Genomic DNA, 15,234 nt, shown 5'->3' with positions numbered 1-15,234 from the left:
TGGGAAGGCGATTGCATCATGGGCGTCGGAAACCGTTCGGCGATCGGCACTCTCGTCGAACGAGTAACCCGCTTTGTGATCCTCATCCACGTGTCCACTGGGCGACCGACCGCAGCGGCCATGGCTGACAGCATCGCCGACGCTCTCGGGGCTCTTGCCCCTCACTTGCGCCGGACACTGACCTGGGATCAGGGCAAAGAACTTGCGCTGCACCAGCAGATCACCGCCCGCACCGGCACACGGGTGTTCTTCTGTGACGCGCACTCACCATGGCAACGTGGCTCCAACGAGAACATCAACGGTTTGCTGCGTGACTACTTTCCCAAAGGCATGGATCTGGCTGGCATCTCACCCGCACAACTGCAGCACGTCGCCGACGAACTCAACGACCGGCCCCGTAAAACCCTGGGCTGGACCCGACCCGCTGACCTGATCACCGGTGCGGCGCTACGGACCGCATAACCCCGCAGGTACCGTCAGCCCCAAAAGATCGCTGTGGGGTCTCGATCCACTTCACCGAGTAACTCCTCAATACTGGCCGTGGGCGACACCAGGTCGTAGGCGTGGAAACGCGAGTTGCGGTCGCGCCAATACAGTGACCACACACCGCGTGTCTTTGCAAAGCGCAGTCGAGCGATCGGGAACCGGGTCCACTCCGAGCCCCTCACTCCTCGCCCCGGCGCCCGGCACTCCACGATCGTCAAATGACGCTCTGCAACGTCGACCTCGATGCGGACCTCGTCACGAACATGCTCAGGCACCTTGTCTCGGCACCACCGCCGCACGCGCACAACATCCGTCTCTGGCAGACCCGTCACTGCACTAGTGTGCAACTCGTCCCGTTGCGACGTTCACTGGAATCCGCCTAGGTTTTTGGGGGCTTTTGCGTCTGCTCATGCCAGTTTGACCTAGTGCGGCAGGCCGAGCACACGTTGAGCGATGATGTTGCGCTGAATCTCCGAGGTCCCACCGGCGATTGTGCCCGAGAAGCTGCGAGCATAGCGCTCGAACCAACTCGCGAAGTAGTGATCGAGGTTCATCGGCGCATACGGTCCCGTCAACGCGGGATGCAGCAATCCGTCGGCGCCCGCCGACGACAAAGCGTGCTCGCTGGCGCTCCGCTCTGCCTCGGAGCCAAGCAATTTCAGCACCGAGATGGCCGCCACGTCTTCCTCACCGCGCGCGGCCCGAGCCAACGCCACCGATCCCAGCAGTCGCAAGGCTTGGTGGTCCATCACCAGGGTGGCGTAGTGGTCGCGGTCGAGGGTGGTCCGTGGACGGAAATCGGCCAGCAGGTTGTCCAGCCGATCAGCGAAACCCAGCCACATCATCGTGCGCTCGTGGCCGAGAGATCCGTTTGCCACCCGCCAGCCCTGGTTCTCCGGCCCGACCAGGTTCTCGGCCGGCACCCGCGCATCGGTGAAGAACACCTCGTTGAAGTCGACGTCATCGATCGAGCAGATCGACGGGAACGGGCGCCGAGTGACTCCGGGAGTATCCGTCGGGATCAGTAACACACTGATTCCCTTGTGTTTTGGAGCATCGGGGTTGGTGCGCACAAAAGTCAGCAAGACGTCGGCGTCGTGAGCCCCCGACGTCCACACTTTCTGCCCGTTGACGACATAATGGTCACCGTCGCGCACCGCGCGGGTACGCAGCGATGCCAGGTCCGAACCCGCGCTGGGCTCGCTCATTCCCAGCGACGCGGTGATCTCGCCCCGTAGGATCGGCACCGCCCAACGCTGCTTTTGTTCGTCGCTGCCGAACGACAACAACGATGCGGCAATGATATTCACGCCCTGTGGGTTGAAGCTGTGGTAGATCCGCCGACGGCACAGCTCATCGAGGTGGACGAACTGCTGCAACACCGTCGCGTTGCGGCCACCGAACTCCGGGGGTTGACCGGGCAGCAGCCAGCCGTTGTCGAAGAGCAACCGCTGCCAGCGACGAGCCCAGGCCGGCATGTGCGAGACCGACCGCGGCCGCTCGAGCGTCTCGGCTTCGGCAGGAAGATGCTCGTCGAGAAACGCCGCGAAATCAGCGCGGAACGCCTCGACATCGGGATCAAAGGTGAGCTGCACGGTACTCCTCGGCGATCATCGCGCGATGTTCGGCCGCGCCGCCGAGCATGTGCTCGCCGGCCTTGGCGCGCTTGAGCGCGAACTGCAGATCGTTCTCCCACGTGAAGCCCATCGCGCCGAATGACTGCAGTCCGTGCCGAAATACCAGCGACTGACACTCCCCCGCCGCCGCCTTGGCCATCGCCGCGGCCAACCGGCGGCGGGGATCGTCTTCCGCGATTGTCAATGCGGCGAAATAGCCCAGGGCACGGGCGCGTTCGATGGCTACGTGCATGTCGGCGGCCTTGTGCTGGATCGCCTGGAACGAACCGATCGAAACCCCGAACTGCTGGCGGCTACGGACGTGCTCGAGGACCAGATCCAAGATGCGTTGGCAGGCACCGACCATCGTCATCGCCATACCGGTCAGCGCGACGTGACGCGCCCGCTCGGTGTCGACACCCACCCGAGCCGTATCGGGCACGCGAACGCTGTTGAACGTCACGTCGGCGACATGCAGCACCGGATCGAACACCGAAGCGCGCCGGGCGGTTACCGCACCGGCGTCGACGATGAACACCGCTGCGTCGGTAACTACCGCCAGCCGCTCGGCACGGTCGCCGTCCAGCACGTGGCGGGCGGTGCCGTCCAGCACCCATCCCTCATCGTCGCGGCGGGCGGACACGCCGGTGTATACCGCAGCCCCGGAGCCATGCGGGTCGAACCGATCGGCTACCAACGGCGCGAACTGGGTCATCGTCGCCAGGAACGGGGTGGGGTCGGTGGCACGGCCCAACTCTTCGGTCACGATGGCGAGTTCCACCGCGCTGGCCGCATCGTTCAGTTCGGTCCAACCGAGATCGACGTAGACCTTCCATACCGGGCTGGGATCGGCGTCGTCTTCGGCAACGTTTCGCACCAGCGCCGGGGGACACTGCTTGGCGACGACATCGCGCACGGTTTCCTGCAACAGCCGCTGATCAGCATCGAACTCCAAGAGCATTCGCGCGCCTCCTCGCCGCTGTGGCCAACCGTTCGAGAATAACATTCTCGTTATCGAAAGTAACCATCTCAGCCACGCCGGAATCGCTAGCCGTCCGACGAGCCGTCAGCACCGCAGTTACCAGCGCGGGAGCATGCACGACGTGGACCAGCCCGTCAGGGGCCGTGTCAGAATGCTATTCTCGGATTGGAAGAACTTTGCTTACAGCAGGTCTCCGGCGACAGCCCCGTGATTAATCGAAACGCTTACCGGAAATCCGTTGATTGGCGGTAAACGAGAATGTTAGATTACCTAGCGACAGGCAACATGGGCCCGGCCGGTCAAACTGCTGCAGCCGGAAGGTGGCCTTCGTGATCGAACACGCTGACGGGACACGAACACCGGTTATCGACGCGAGCGTGCACATTTTCTCCGCATCGACGCCCGATCTTCGCGACTTCCTCCGTGAGCCGTTCAAGAGCCGCGGCTTTCCCGACTACGAAATGGACTGGTACGGGGCGCCGGGCGGCGAGTACGCGAAGGGCACCGGTGGGCGTGAACTCGGCTACCCGGGCTCAGATCCCGCGTTGGTCGGCAAACACCTGTTTGACGACCGCGGAGTCGACATCGCAGTGCTGCATCCGATGGGCCGCGGGATCATGCCCGACCGACACCTCGGCAGCGCGCTGTGCGCGGCGCACAACGAGATGATGGTGTCGCGCTGGTTGGAGTCCGCCGAGTTCGGTGATCGGTTCCGCGGCACCATCCGCGTCAACCCGGACGACATCACCGGCGCACTGCGCGAGATCGCCAAATACCGCGACCACCCGCAGGTGGTGCAGATCGGCGTCCCGCTGCAGTCGCGCGAGCTCTACGGCAAACCGCAGTTCTGGCCGTTGTGGGAGGCAGCCGCTGATGCGAACCTGCCAGTGGCCGTGCACATCGAAGTCGGTTCGGGCATCGCCTATCCGCCGACACCGTCCGGCAACACCCGCACCTATGAGCAATACGTCAGCTTTATGGCGCTCAATTACCTCTATCACTTGATGAACATGATCACCGAGGGTGTGTTCGAGCGGTTCCCCACCGTCAAGTTCGTGTGGGCTGACGGCGCTGCGGATTTCGTGACGCCATTCAGCTGGCGGATGGACTGTTTCGGCCGGCCGCACCTCGAGCAGACGCCATGGGCCCCGAAGATGCCGAGCGACTACCTGCCCGGCCACGTGTATTTCGTGCAGGGCAGCCTCGACGGCCCCGGGGATGCGGAATTCGCCGGCGAGTGGTTCGGCTTCACCGGCAAGGACGACATGGTGATGTTCGGCTCCAGTTACCCACACTGGCAGTGCAACGAAGTGACCGTGCCCACTGCCTTCAGCGCCGAGCAACGCGACAAGTTGTGCTGGCGCAACGCGGCAGAGCTCTATGGCATAGACGTCCAGGCCGGCGTGGCTGCACAGTAGAAGCTAAGCAAGGGAGACCACGATGACGACGATTCAGACTCAAGAGCGGGTTCCCGCGGCCGAGCGCATCGCTGTCCGGTGCGTCGACTCCGATGTCCACCCGGTGCCCAAACGTGGTGAGCTGACCCAGTACATCCCGGAACCATGGCGCAGCAAATACTTCCTCGCGCGCAATGTCGGTGAGCAGATCTACTATGACGCACCCGATTACGCGCACGCGTACGCGATGCGCGTCGATACCTTCCCCGCCGGTGGCGAGTTCCCGGGCAGCGATCCGGACATGGCATTCCGGCAGCTGATCATGGAGGCCGGCTCCGACATCGCGATCCTCGAGCCCGCCGCCTACCCGGCGCGCATACCCGAGGCGCAGCACGTGATGTCGTGTGCGTTGAACGACTGGCAGGCCAACCATTGGCTCGACAGTCACAACAACTGGCACGAGCGGTGGCGCGGGTCGATCTGTGCGGCCATTGAGGAGCCGGAAGCGACCGTCCGCGAAATCGAACGGTGGGCTGGCCATCCCTACATGGCGCAGATCCTGATCAAGGCCGAGCCTCGGCCGTCGTGGGGCCATCCGAAGTACGACCCGATCTGGGCCGCGGCGACCAAGCACGACATCACGGTGAGCTGCCACTTGTCCCGCAGCCACTTCGAGGAGTTGCCGATGCCGCCGGTCGGCTACCCCAGCTACAACCACGATTTCATGGTGACTTACTCGTTGCTGGCCGCCAATCAGGTGATGAGCCTGATCTTCGACGGCGTCTTCGACCGCTTCCCCACTCTGCGGATCGTGTTCGTCGAGCATGCCTTCACCTGGATCCTGCCGTTGATGTGGCGGATGGACGCCATCTACGAAGCCCGCAAGTCGTGGATGGACATCAAGCGCAAACCGTCGGAGTACGTCAAGCAGAACATCAAGTTCACCACGCAGCCGCTGGACTACCCGGAGGACAAGACCGAGTTGACCCGCGCGCTGGAGTGGATGGAGTGCGACAAGATCCTGCTGTACTCGTCGGACTACCCGCACTGGACGTTCGACGACCCGCGCTGGCTGGTCAAGCACTTGCCCAAGGCAGCACGCGAGGCGGTCATGTACAAGAACGGCATCGCGACTTATCACCTGCCGGAAACGGTTCCGGTGCTCGAAGGTCAGGTACGGGTGCTCTGAATGCCCGAAGAAGTCAAGCGACCCCGGCTGGCACAGGGTCGCGAGCATGTCGTCGCGACGGTGGACGAAATCCCGCCGGGCACACACAAGTTGGTGCCGATCGGACATCACGGTGTCGGCGTCTACAATGTCAATGGCACGTTTTACGCCATCGCGAATTACTGTCCGCATCAAGGTGGTCCGCTGTGTTCGGGACGTGCCCGCGGCCGCAGCATCGTCGACGAGACTGTCCCCGGCGATGCGGTGATGGTCCGCGACCTCGAATACATCTACTGCCCTTGGCATCAATGGGGTTTCGAGCTTGCCACCGGGACCACCGCAGTCAAGCCGGAGTGGAGTATCCGCACCTACCCGGTTCGGGTCATCGGCAATGACGTTCTGGTAATGGCCTGAGGTTGAGGAGAACGCGCGTGTCGTATATCGAGATCAACGGCGGGGATGTCGTCTATGAAATCGTCGGCTCTTCGGGTGATCTCATCGTCTTGACGCCGGGCGGCCGGTTCAGCAAGGAAATCCCCGGCCTGCGCCCGTTGGCGGATGCGCTGGTCGACGGCGGGTATCGGGTATTGCTGTGGGACCGACCCAATTGCGGGGCGTCCGACGTGCAGTTCTACGGTCAAAGCGAGTCGCACATGCGGGCCGAGACCTTGCACGGCCTGTTGACCAAACTCGATACCGGGCCGTGCATCATTGCCGGTGGTTCCGGCGGAGCCCGAGATTCGATGCTGACCACCATGCTCTACCCCGAACTCGTCACGAGGCTGGTGGTGTGGAACATCGTCGGAGGTATCTACGGAACCTTCGTCCTGGGTTCGTATTACGTGGTTCCGAGCATTCTCGCGGTACGCGGCGGTGGAATCGAGGGACTGCTCAAGGTACCCGAATGGCGCGAGCGCATCGAGGAGAACCCGAACAACAAGCAACGGCTCCTCGACCTCGACCGCGATGAGTTCCTCAAGATGATGCTGCGCTGGCTGAATGCTTTCGTGTCCAAGCCGGGCCAGACCATTCCCGGTGTCGACGACGAGATGTTCGACCGGATCACGGTTCCCACGCTGATCATCCGGGGCGGCGAGAATGACTGGGATCATCCCAAGCGGACGTCGATGGAAGTCAACTGCCTTATCAAGGGTTCTAAGCTCATCGATCCGCCGTGGCCGGAAGACGCCTGGGAGCGGGCCGGCGAAGAGCGGGCCGCCGGAAAAGTGGATCGCTTCAACATGTTCGACACCTGGGTGCAGGCCGCGCCCGCAATCCTGGATTTCTTGGCTAGTCGATGACGCTACGTGGTGAGAATGTGAACCTCAGAGTTGAGCGCGGATTCCAGCGCAGTATGAATCCGGCTCTCCGGCATCCGTTCCAGGTCGGCTTGGCGCAACGTCACATAGACAACGTCGAATCCGTCGTCGCCGGGCACGCGCTTGATCTCGCCGGTAAGCCCGAATCCCGCCAGTACGCCGTGGGCGTCGTCGTCGGTTCCCCTGCTGACGTAGGTCACCACACCGGCAACCGGGTCGGTGTCGAACGCCTTGCCACACAGCTCGACTGCGGTCCGCTTGAGTACCTCGACATCGTTGCCGGCGATCAACAGTTGCACCTCGCGGCGACCGATCGGCATGGCTCCGAGGCTGATCTGCAGCACCTCGGCCCCGGCTTCTTCAGCCAGCTCCAGGAGTGCGGCCATGCCCTGGTCTAACTGCGCCGGGGTGAGCGCACCCGATGGGTCGACACCCACCCGCACTACCGCAGTTCGCATGCGCACCAGCCTAGCCCGGCGACGATGCAGGCCAGCATGGCCTGAGGAGGAGTTGGGCGATTTAACCGTAGCGACGGAGCGCTGATGGAAACTACCGCTACTGCATCGGCTGTCACCGTCGCCGTCTGGCCCGGCTGCGAACCGCGGCTGCTGCGCGAACACCCGGGCCGAGAAGACTTGGCGGCATATCGGGAGTTCGGCGGCTATCGCCGCCTCGAATCGGCCGACGAGCTGCTTGACGACGTCGAACGCAGCGGGTTGCTGGGCCGTGGCGGTGCCGCCTACCCGCTGGCGGTGAAGCTAGTCGCGGTGCGTGACAGCGGCCGACTCGGCAGCGTAAGCACCGTCGTCGTGGCGAATGGCGAAGAGGGCGAACCCGCTTCGATCAAGGACCGATGGCTGCTGCGCAACCGGCCACACCTGGTTCTCGACGGGCTGCGGTTGGCTGCCGCGGTCGTGGCCGCCGACCACGTCTACGTGTACATGTCCGACCCGGAATCGGCCCGCAGCGTGGAATCCGCATTGAATGAACTCGACGCCGGCGCACTCGGCGACGTCAGCGTCGAAATTCGGGTGGTCGATCCCGGATACATCGCCGGCGAAGAGACCGCCGCGGTCCGCGCACTCAACGGCGGCCCGGTCAAGCCGACCGACAAGCCACCGCGGCCATTCCAGCAGGGTGTCGGCGGGCGACCGACGCTGGTGAGCAACGTCGAAACGCTGGCCAACCTGCCCTACCTGCAGCGGCATGGCTCGGCGGTATTTCGCGCGCAGGGCACGGCGCTGTCTCCCGGGACCTTCTTGATGACGATCACCGGTGCTGGGCGACCCACGGGACTCTATGAGGTTCCGCATGGCGTCGCTTTCCCCGATCTGCTTGCGCTGCACGGTGTTTCGCCCGATCAGGTCAACGGCGCGCTGATGGGCGGCTACTTCGCCGGCTTGCTCAACCGCAGCGTGCTGGATGCCACCATGGACCACGAGACGCTGCGTGCGCTCGGCAGCGGCCTGGGCGCCGGCGCGGTCACGGTGCTCACCGATGACTGCGTGGTGGCCGTCGCCGCCGCGGTGCTGGCCTACTTCGATCGTGAAAACGCCGGGCAGTGCGGCTCCTGCTTCAACGGCACCGCGGCGATGGCCGCCGTCGGCGCGGCGCTGCGCGACGGTGTCGCCACCGACGAAGACCTCGTCCGGCTCCGGCGCTGGTCGGTGATGCTGCGCGGCCGCGGCGCGTGCGCGACGCTGGATGCCGCCTGCAATGTCGCGGCCACTCTCCTCGACCAGTTTCCACACGCTGTGGAGCGTCACCGCGAACGCGGGTGCGCTGCATGCCAAGCCGATGCCTTCCACGCCCGGCGGCCCTACGAGGTGGAGCCAGCATGAGCGAGCGCATGAAGATCCGCCTCGACCGCACCATCTGCGACGGGTTCGGCTTCTGCGCCAGGCATGCGCCGCAGTATTTTTCGCTCGACGACTGGGGATATGCGTCTTTGATCGGGGACGGCACCGTGGCCGAGGAGGACAACGACGCCGTCATGCGGGCCCTGATGGACTGCCCCGTGCACGCCATCATGGAGATCGGTGAGCGCAGGCCCGACGACGGCCATCCGCCAGCGGACTGCGCAGAGGATCCCGCCGCTGACCTGAAAACTGAAGAGAACGAAGCCGAATGGGGGTTCACGCGTTGACCGGACGACCGCTGCCCCTGATCACGCCGGAGAATGAGTTCTTCTGGGCTTCGGGCGCCGACGGCACGCTGCGGCTACAGGAGTGCACCGACTGTGCGGCGTTGATTCATCCGCCCGCCCCGGTGTGCCGGTATTGTCGCTCACACCAGTTGGGCGTGCGGGCAGTGTCCGGTCGGGCGACGCTGGTCGGGTTCACCGTCAATCATCGATTCAGCCTGCCCGATCTGCCGGCTCCATATGTGGTCGCACAGGTCGCGATCGACGAAGACCCCCGGGTCCGGTTGACCACCAACATCGTCGAGTGCGATTCCGATCGGCTGGAATTGGGCCAGCCTGTCGAGGTCGTCTTCGAGCAAGTCGACGACGTGTGGCTGCCGCTGTTCCGGCCCGCTGACGGTGCTGCGGCGCCGCTGCCGGTCGACGAAATCGCGCCTGAGCGCTTCGGTGAGCATGTCCGGCCGATGCTGACCCGGGAGAAGCTCGAGGACAAGGTCGCTCTCAGCGGCATCGGCATGTCGGAGATCGGCCGCCGGCTGATGGTGCCGCCGCTGTCGCTGACGGTGCAGGCCTGCGAAGCCGCTGTCGCCGATGCCGGGTTGACGCTCGACGACATCGACGGTCTGTCAACCTATCCCGGCGGCGGTAACCTCGGCGGGTTCGGCGAGGGCGGCATCACCGCTCTGGAGGCTGCGCTGGGCATCCGGCCGGTGTGGCATAACGGTGGCATCGAGACGTTCGGTCCCGGTGGCTCGGTGATCGCCGCGATGCTCGCGGTCGCCGGTGGACTGGCGCGCCACGTGTTGTGTTTCCGGACGTTGTGGGAAGCCACCTACAACGAGCTGATGAAGCAGGGCAAGATCGCGCCGCCCGGCGGGCGCACGACCAGTTGGCAGATGCCGTTCGGCGCGACCTCCGCGGCGCACACCTTGGCGCAGAACGCGCAACGCCACTTCCATCGCTACGGGACGACCAAAGAGACACTGGGTTGGATCGCGTTGAACCAGCGGGCCAATGCCGAACTCAATCCATCGGCGGTCTACCGCTCCCCGATGACGATGGATGACTACCTGAACGCGCGCCCGATCACCACACCGTTCGGGCTTTACGACTGTGATGTGCCGTGCGACGGCGCGATCGCCGTCATCGTCTCTGCTGTGGACGCCGCCCGCGACCTGCCCAAGCCGCCGGTCTTGGTGGAAGCGGTGGGGACGCAGATCATTGAGCGAATCGACTGGGATCAAAGCACTTTGACTCATGAGCCGCAGGTGCTGGGGCAGTCGGCGCACATGTGGTCGCGCACGTCGTTGAAGCCCGACGAGGTCGATGTCGCCGAGCTCTACGACGGGTTCACGATGAATTGCCTGTCCTGGATCGAGGCGCTGGGATTTTGTGAGATCGGCGGCGCCCGCGAATTTCTGGACGGCGGCAAGAACATTGCCCGCGACGGCCAGTTGCCGCTCAACACCCATGGCGGTCAACTGTCACACGGTCGCACGCACGGCATGGGCCTGCTGCACGAAGCCGTCAGCCAGCTGCGCGGTGAGGCCGGCGACCGACAGGTCGCCGACCCCCGTGTCGGCGTGGTCAGCAGCGGCGGGTTGACCCCCAGCGGCGTTCTGCTCTTGCGGGCGGACGCATGAAACCCCGCTCGAGGGTGGTGATCGTCGACGGGGTGCCGATGTCGGCGCTTGTCGCCGAAGCGCAGGAGCCCCGGGCGACTGTCGTCGCACTGCACGGCGGTGGCACCACCGCTGCGTATTTCGACTGCCCTGGCCATCCATCGCTTTCGCTGCTGCGCACCGGCGCGGCGCTCGGCTTTACCGTGATTGCGCTCGACCGGCCCGGCTACGGCAGTTCCGCGCCGTATCTCGAAGCGCTGGAAGAACCGGAGCAACGGGTCCGCCTCGCCTACGGCGCCGTCGACCGCATCCTCGGCCAACGGCCATCTGGAGCCGGGCTATTCGTGATGGCGCATTCGAATGGCTGCGAATTGGCGCTGCGGATGGCCGCCGACGACCGCGGGCAGGGTCTGCTCGGTATGGAAATGTCGGGCACCGGTCTGCATTACCACCAGGCAGCCCGCGAGGTGCTGAAGAGCGCCAGCGCCACCCATCGGCCACCGGGACTGCGTGAACTACTGTGGCACCCGGCGCACCTGTACCCCGCCGAAGTGCTTGGCGGAATTACCAACTCGGCCACCGGCGCCCCCTACGAGGCGGCGATGGTCACCGACTGGCCCCGTCACGACTTCCCGCGAGTAGCCGCGCAGGTGCGCGTCCCCGTCCAGTTCAGCGTCGCCGAGCACGAAAAGGTCTGGCAGTCCGACCCGGCGGCGCTGGCCGAGATCGCGGCGCTGTTCTCCGCCGCGCCAAGCTTCGCGATCAACGAACAACCCGACGCAGGGCACAATCTGAGCCTCGGTCACACCGCGGCGGCGTATCACGAGAAGGTCTTTGCGTTCGTCGAGGAATGTATCGCTACCCAAACTGATTTGGAGGCCGGTTGATGCAGGTGGGATTCATCGGGCTGGGCAGCCAGGGCGCTCCCATGGCCAGGCGGATCGTCGAAGCTGGGTTTCCCACGACGTTGTGGGCGCGTAGGCCTGCCTCCCTCGAGCCGTTCAGCGACACCGCGGCCAAGGTCGCCGAGTCGCCGGCTGAGCTCGCTGCCGCCAGCGACCTCGTCTGCCTGTGCGTGGTCGGTGATGCCGACATCGAGCAAGTCGCCAGCGCGGAGGACGGGCTACTGGCCGGAATCAAACCGGGCAGCGTGATTGCCGTGCACAGCACCGTGCATCCGAAGACCTGCCATGAATTGGCGAAAAAGGCGGATGCACAGGGTGTGTCGGTGATCGATGCCCCGGTGAGCGGCGGGGCGCCAGCCGTCGAAGAACGTCGTCTGCTGGTGATGGTCGGCGGCGACGCGGAAGTGGTCGAGCGCTGCCGGCCAGTGTTCGAAACCTACGCCAACCCCATCGTGCACCTCGGCGACCTGGGTTCTGGCCAAACCACCAAGCTGCTGAACAACCTGCTGTTCACGGCGAATCTGGGCACGGCGGCCAGCGCCCTGTCACTCGGTGCGGCACTCGGCGTCTTGCCAGAGCGTCTCACCGAGGTCATCTCGCGCGGCAGCGGGAACAGCTTCGCGCTCAACGTTCTTGGCGGCGACCCGGCCGGTTTGGACCGGCTTGCCGGCATGGCGGGCACGCTGCTGCAGAAGGATGCCCGTTTGGTCGCCGACCTCGCCGATACCGCTGCGGTTCCCGGTGGTGCCGTGCTCGATGCCGCCGACGCCACTCTGGCCCTGATGGAACACCCACGGTGAAAATCGGCTTCGTCGGCGCGGGGCGGATGGGCCGGCCGATGGTCGCTCGCCTCGTCGAGGCCGGCCACGACGTCCGGGCCCTAGGTCGAACCGACGAGAAGCGGGCTGTCATCACGTCATTGGGTGCGACGGCGGTGTCCGAGGTCGCCGATTTGGGCGCCGGCGCCGAGGTCGTCGTGATCTGTGTTTTCACCGATGAGCAAGTGCGACAGGTTTGTCTGGACGACGATCTGCCCGCCGCGATGGCGGCCGGCGCGACCTTGGTAGTACATACCACCGGAAGTCCGCGCACCGTCGAAACCATCGCAGCGTCATCTGATGTGGAGGTGGTGGACGCCCCGGTCAGCGGTGGCCCGCACAACGCCGCGGCCGGTGAACTGACCTTGTTCGTGGGCGGAGCCGAGGAAACGGTCGATCGGGTGCGTCCGGTGTTGGGTTGCTATGGCGATCCGGTTTTGCACGTCGGCCCGCTGGGCGCCGGGCAGAAGGTGAAACTGGTCAACAATGCGCTGTTCGCCGCGCACATCGGGCTGCTGTCCGAGTCCGTCGAGCTGGGACAGCGCCTCGGCGTGCCGGAGTCGACGTTGCTGTCCGCACTTCCGCACGGCAGCGGAGCCAGCCGCGTGCTGGACCTCATTGCCCGTGGTGGCTCTGTTGCTGCATTCACCCAGCTGGCCGGTGAATTCGTGGGCAAAGACGTCGCGATAGCTAGACGTATCGCAACCGAACTCGGCAGTAACCTCGGCGCGCTCGACGAAGTCATCAATGCGGGATTGAAGGGATAAATGGGTGTTTCATTCCCGCCACGAATGATTTACCGTTAGCGTTACAGTCACGCCTTCCGTCGTAACGATTCCAGCCGCCGGCCCGCTGCTGAGGGAGATGCAATGACCAAACCGAAGGTCGTCTTCGATCCGTTCTCTGAGGACTATTTCACCAATCCGTTCGAGACATATCGACGGATGCGCGAGGATGCGCCGCTGTACTACGACGAGGACGGAGACTTCTATGCGCTGACGCGCCATGAAGACGTGGCGCCCGCATTCAAGGATTTCGAGACCTACTCGTCGGCGCGTGGTTGCGACCTGGCGATGGTGCGCTCAGGCGAGGTGCCGCAGAAATCGATCATCTTCATGGATCCGCCCGACCACCGGCACATGCGCAGCCTGCTCAACAAGGCATTCACGCCGCGGGCCATCCAATCCCAGAAGGAGACCGTCCTAGAGCTGGTCGAGAAGTACCTGGGTGCGGCCAACCCCGATCAGTTCGACGTGGTCCAGGACTTCTCCGGCCCGTTTCCCGTCGAGGTCATCACCAGGATGGCCGGAGTGCCGGAGGAATACCGCCAACAAGTGCGGCACTGGATCGACACCAGCCTGCACCGCGAACCGGGACAGATCGAGACCAACGAGGCCGGGATGCAGGCCAACCTCGACAGCGCGATGTATTACTTCAGCCTGATCCAGCAGCGGCGCGAGGAACCGCAGGACGACATGATCAGCAGGCTGATCGCCGCCGAAATTCCCGGCGATGACGGCCAAATGCGAAAACTCGACGATATCGAAATCACTGGTTTCGCAGTACTTTTGGGTGGCGCCGGAGCAGAAACCGTCACCAAGCTGGTCGGCAACGCAGCGGTCATCTTCGCCCGCAACCCCGACCAATGGCAGAAGCTGCTGGACGACCGGAGCAAGATCCCCGCGGCGGTGGAAGAGTTGCTGCGGTACGAAGGGCCGGTCCAGTACAACGTCCGCTACACCCTCAAAGAAGCACACGTCAGCGGTGGAACGATTCCTGCCGGCAAGCCGGTGTTTTTGATCGGCGCTGCCGCGAACCGCGACCCGGACGCCTTCACCGACGCCGACACGTTCGACATCGATCGCGACCAGACCGAGGCACAGCACCTGGGTCTTGGGTACGGAATCCACAGTTGCCTCGGCGCGGCGTTGGCCCGGATGGAAAGCAGGATCGCGCTGGAGAAGCTGCTCGACTTCATGCCTCGCTACGAAGTGAATTGGGATGGCCTGCAACGTGTTCACATGCAGAACGTGGCGGGCTGGCAGAACGTGCCAGTGAAGGTGGTTCGGTGAAAGTAGAAGTCGACTACGGATTGTGCGAAAGCAACGGCGTTTGCATGGGCATCAACCCGGAAGTCTTCGATCTCGGCGACGACGACGTGCTGAGAATCCTCAAGCCGGAAGTCACGCCCGAGACCGAGGAGGACGTGCGCCAGGCGATCCGCCAGTGTCCGCGTCAGGCGCTCTCGATCACGGAGTAGTCGCCAGGCTTGCCGGCGCCACTTGCTCTGCTGTACTCGGACGCCGTTGTTCGCGCAACCGCCCGGTCGGCGACCATGAGGTTTTGGCAACTCCCGGTGCGGCCTAAAGCGCCGAGGTGCCTGGTGTCGTCGACGGCTTGTATCGCGGTTTTAAGTCGTGGCCACAGATCCTGCACACCTTAGAGTCGCGAGTAAATTTCCCGCAGGCCGGGCATTTCTTAAAGTAATCCGAGTTGCGATTACCCGTTGATGACTTCGTCGGCGGCGGGGTGCGGGGCACCGGTTGAGGAGGCGTCGCCGTGTGCGCTTTTTGGACGAGCCAGCGATAGGCCGAGTAGGCCAAGAACACAAAGAGCGCGGCCAGACCGGCAGCTTTAATTCCGGATACCCATTCGCCGTTCAACAGGCTAATGACCGCCGACACGAGATGCACCACCGAACCAACGATTAGGAGGAAAATCAGCCATGCCCTGAACACAATCGTCTCTTGCCGCATCGTCGCACCAACCTTTCTCGAG

18 protein-coding genes are annotated in these 15,234 nt (G+C 64.3%); 13 read left to right on the top strand and 5 right to left on the bottom strand.

Annotation, left to right across the window (positions count from 1 at the left end):
* The coding region (locus AC5Y49_RS23900; protein ID WP_499891867.1) for an IS30 family transposase at window positions 1-462 on the top strand (462 nt) is incomplete at its 5' end.
* A 14-nt stretch (window positions 463-476) separates the two neighbouring features.
* Here the strand turns inward: AC5Y49_RS23900 and AC5Y49_RS23895 are convergent.
* From AC5Y49_RS23895 to AC5Y49_RS23885, 3 genes are all read right to left on the bottom strand, one after another.
* Window positions 477-818 carry a DUF3024 domain-containing protein gene (locus AC5Y49_RS23895; protein WP_499891866.1) on the bottom strand — a complete coding sequence of 114 codons (342 nt, stop codon included), beginning with the start codon at window positions 816-818 and terminating at the stop codon, window positions 477-479.
* Between the two features lie 90 nt (window positions 819-908).
* Complete coding sequence (locus AC5Y49_RS23890; protein ID WP_499891865.1) at window positions 909-2,081, bottom strand: acyl-CoA dehydrogenase family protein; 1,173 nt, start codon at window positions 2,079-2,081, stop codon at window positions 909-911.
* Window positions 2,065-3,063, bottom strand: coding sequence for an acyl-CoA dehydrogenase family protein (locus tag AC5Y49_RS23885; protein ID WP_499891864.1), 999 nt, complete (start codon window positions 3,061-3,063; stop codon window positions 2,065-2,067). The genes AC5Y49_RS23890 and AC5Y49_RS23885 overlap by 17 nt, the downstream gene beginning before the upstream one ends.
* A gap of 350 nt (window positions 3,064-3,413) precedes the next feature.
* Here AC5Y49_RS23885 and AC5Y49_RS23880 point away from each other — a divergent pair, with 350 nt between their 5' ends.
* Genes AC5Y49_RS23880 through AC5Y49_RS23865 form a run of 4 tightly spaced genes read left to right on the top strand, consistent with a single transcriptional unit; the run spans window position 3,414 to window position 6,950 of the window.
* Window positions 3,414-4,502 carry an amidohydrolase family protein gene (locus AC5Y49_RS23880; protein ID WP_499891863.1) on the top strand — a complete coding sequence of 363 codons (1,089 nt, stop codon included), beginning with the start codon at window positions 3,414-3,416 and terminating at the stop codon, window positions 4,500-4,502.
* Between the two features lie 22 nt (window positions 4,503-4,524).
* On the top strand, window positions 4,525-5,670 hold the full coding sequence (locus AC5Y49_RS23875) for an amidohydrolase family protein (protein ID WP_499891862.1): 1,146 nt from the start codon (window positions 4,525-4,527) through the stop codon (window positions 5,668-5,670).
* Window positions 5,671-6,063 carry a Rieske (2Fe-2S) protein gene (locus AC5Y49_RS23870; RefSeq protein ID WP_499891861.1) on the top strand — a complete coding sequence of 131 codons (393 nt, stop codon included), beginning with the start codon at window positions 5,671-5,673 and terminating at the stop codon, window positions 6,061-6,063.
* Between the two features lie 17 nt (window positions 6,064-6,080).
* On the top strand, window positions 6,081-6,950 hold the full coding sequence (locus AC5Y49_RS23865; protein ID WP_499891860.1) for an alpha/beta fold hydrolase: 870 nt from the start codon (window positions 6,081-6,083) through the stop codon (window positions 6,948-6,950).
* Window positions 6,951-6,952: 2 nt separating this feature from the next.
* Here the strand turns inward: AC5Y49_RS23865 and AC5Y49_RS23860 are convergent, their stop codons facing one another.
* On the bottom strand, window positions 6,953-7,426 hold the full coding sequence (locus AC5Y49_RS23860) for a hypothetical protein (RefSeq protein ID WP_499891859.1): 474 nt from the start codon (window positions 7,424-7,426) through the stop codon (window positions 6,953-6,955).
* 84 nt (window positions 7,427-7,510) lie between these two features.
* On the opposite strand from AC5Y49_RS23860, the gene AC5Y49_RS23855 reads away from it, so the two are divergent.
* From AC5Y49_RS23855 to AC5Y49_RS23820, 8 genes are all read left to right on the top strand, one after another.
* Window positions 7,511-8,809, top strand: coding sequence for an NADH-ubiquinone oxidoreductase-F iron-sulfur binding region domain-containing protein (locus AC5Y49_RS23855; RefSeq protein WP_499891858.1), 1,299 nt, complete (start codon window positions 7,511-7,513; stop codon window positions 8,807-8,809).
* Between the two features lie 8 nt (window positions 8,810-8,817).
* Window positions 8,818-9,114 (top strand): ferredoxin, encoded by a 297-nt coding sequence (locus tag AC5Y49_RS23850; protein WP_499891868.1) that lies wholly within the window; start codon window positions 8,818-8,820, stop codon window positions 9,112-9,114.
* Entirely contained in the window at window positions 9,096-10,754 is a 1,659-nt protein-coding gene (locus tag AC5Y49_RS23845; RefSeq protein WP_499891857.1) for a thiolase C-terminal domain-containing protein, read from the top strand. The genes AC5Y49_RS23850 and AC5Y49_RS23845 overlap by 19 nt, the downstream gene beginning before the upstream one ends.
* On the top strand, window positions 10,751-11,620 hold the full coding sequence (locus tag AC5Y49_RS23840; RefSeq protein WP_499891856.1) for an alpha/beta hydrolase: 870 nt from the start codon (window positions 10,751-10,753) through the stop codon (window positions 11,618-11,620). Before AC5Y49_RS23845 ends, AC5Y49_RS23840 begins: the two co-directional genes overlap by 4 nt.
* On the top strand, window positions 11,620-12,438 hold the full coding sequence (locus tag AC5Y49_RS23835; RefSeq protein WP_499891855.1) for an NAD(P)-dependent oxidoreductase: 819 nt from the start codon (window positions 11,620-11,622) through the stop codon (window positions 12,436-12,438). The genes AC5Y49_RS23840 and AC5Y49_RS23835 overlap by 1 nt, the downstream gene beginning before the upstream one ends.
* Window positions 12,435-13,223 carry an NAD(P)-dependent oxidoreductase gene (locus tag AC5Y49_RS23830; RefSeq protein ID WP_499891854.1) on the top strand — a complete coding sequence of 263 codons (789 nt, stop codon included), beginning with the start codon at window positions 12,435-12,437 and terminating at the stop codon, window positions 13,221-13,223. Before AC5Y49_RS23835 ends, AC5Y49_RS23830 begins: the two co-directional genes overlap by 4 nt.
* A 102-nt stretch (window positions 13,224-13,325) precedes the next feature.
* Window positions 13,326-14,528, top strand: a complete 1,203-nt coding sequence (locus tag AC5Y49_RS23825) for a cytochrome P450 (RefSeq protein ID WP_499891853.1) — start codon at window positions 13,326-13,328, stop codon at window positions 14,526-14,528.
* On the top strand, window positions 14,525-14,716 hold the full coding sequence (locus AC5Y49_RS23820) for a ferredoxin (RefSeq protein ID WP_499891852.1): 192 nt from the start codon (window positions 14,525-14,527) through the stop codon (window positions 14,714-14,716). Before AC5Y49_RS23825 ends, AC5Y49_RS23820 begins: the two co-directional genes overlap by 4 nt.
* Window positions 14,717-14,819: 103 nt before the next feature.
* Here AC5Y49_RS23820 and AC5Y49_RS23815 read toward each other — a convergent pair.
* The coding region (locus tag AC5Y49_RS23815) for a hypothetical protein (protein ID WP_499891851.1) at window positions 14,820-15,234 on the bottom strand (415 nt) is incomplete at its 5' end.

This window comes from Mycobacterium sp. NGS62 (genome assembly GCF_059812285.1).
Note: the sequence above shows the minus strand (reverse complement) of the source record. Positions and strands in the feature narration are given on the sequence as shown.

Coding starts and splice junctions, on each gene's coding strand:
- AC5Y49_RS23855 (WP_499891858.1), top strand. CDS start 7,511: ATGGAAACTACCGCTACTGCATCGGCTGTCACCGTCGCCGTCTGGCCC.
- AC5Y49_RS23850 (WP_499891868.1), top strand. CDS start 8,818: ATGAAGATCCGCCTCGACCGCACCATCTGCGACGGGTTCGGCTTCTGC.
- AC5Y49_RS23835 (WP_499891855.1), top strand. CDS start 11,620: ATGCAGGTGGGATTCATCGGGCTGGGCAGCCAGGGCGCTCCCATGGCC.
- AC5Y49_RS23860 (WP_499891859.1), bottom strand. CDS start 7,426: ATGCGAACTGCGGTAGTGCGGGTGGGTGTCGACCCATCGGGTGCGCTC.
- AC5Y49_RS23885 (WP_499891864.1), bottom strand. CDS start 3,063: ATGCTCTTGGAGTTCGATGCTGATCAGCGGCTGTTGCAGGAAACCGTG.
- AC5Y49_RS23845 (WP_499891857.1), top strand. CDS start 9,096: ATGGGGGTTCACGCGTTGACCGGACGACCGCTGCCCCTGATCACGCCG.
- AC5Y49_RS23870 (WP_499891861.1), top strand. CDS start 5,671: ATGCCCGAAGAAGTCAAGCGACCCCGGCTGGCACAGGGTCGCGAGCAT.
- AC5Y49_RS23875 (WP_499891862.1), top strand. CDS start 4,525: ATGACGACGATTCAGACTCAAGAGCGGGTTCCCGCGGCCGAGCGCATC.
- AC5Y49_RS23840 (WP_499891856.1), top strand. CDS start 10,751: ATGAAACCCCGCTCGAGGGTGGTGATCGTCGACGGGGTGCCGATGTCG.
- AC5Y49_RS23825 (WP_499891853.1), top strand. CDS start 13,326: ATGACCAAACCGAAGGTCGTCTTCGATCCGTTCTCTGAGGACTATTTC.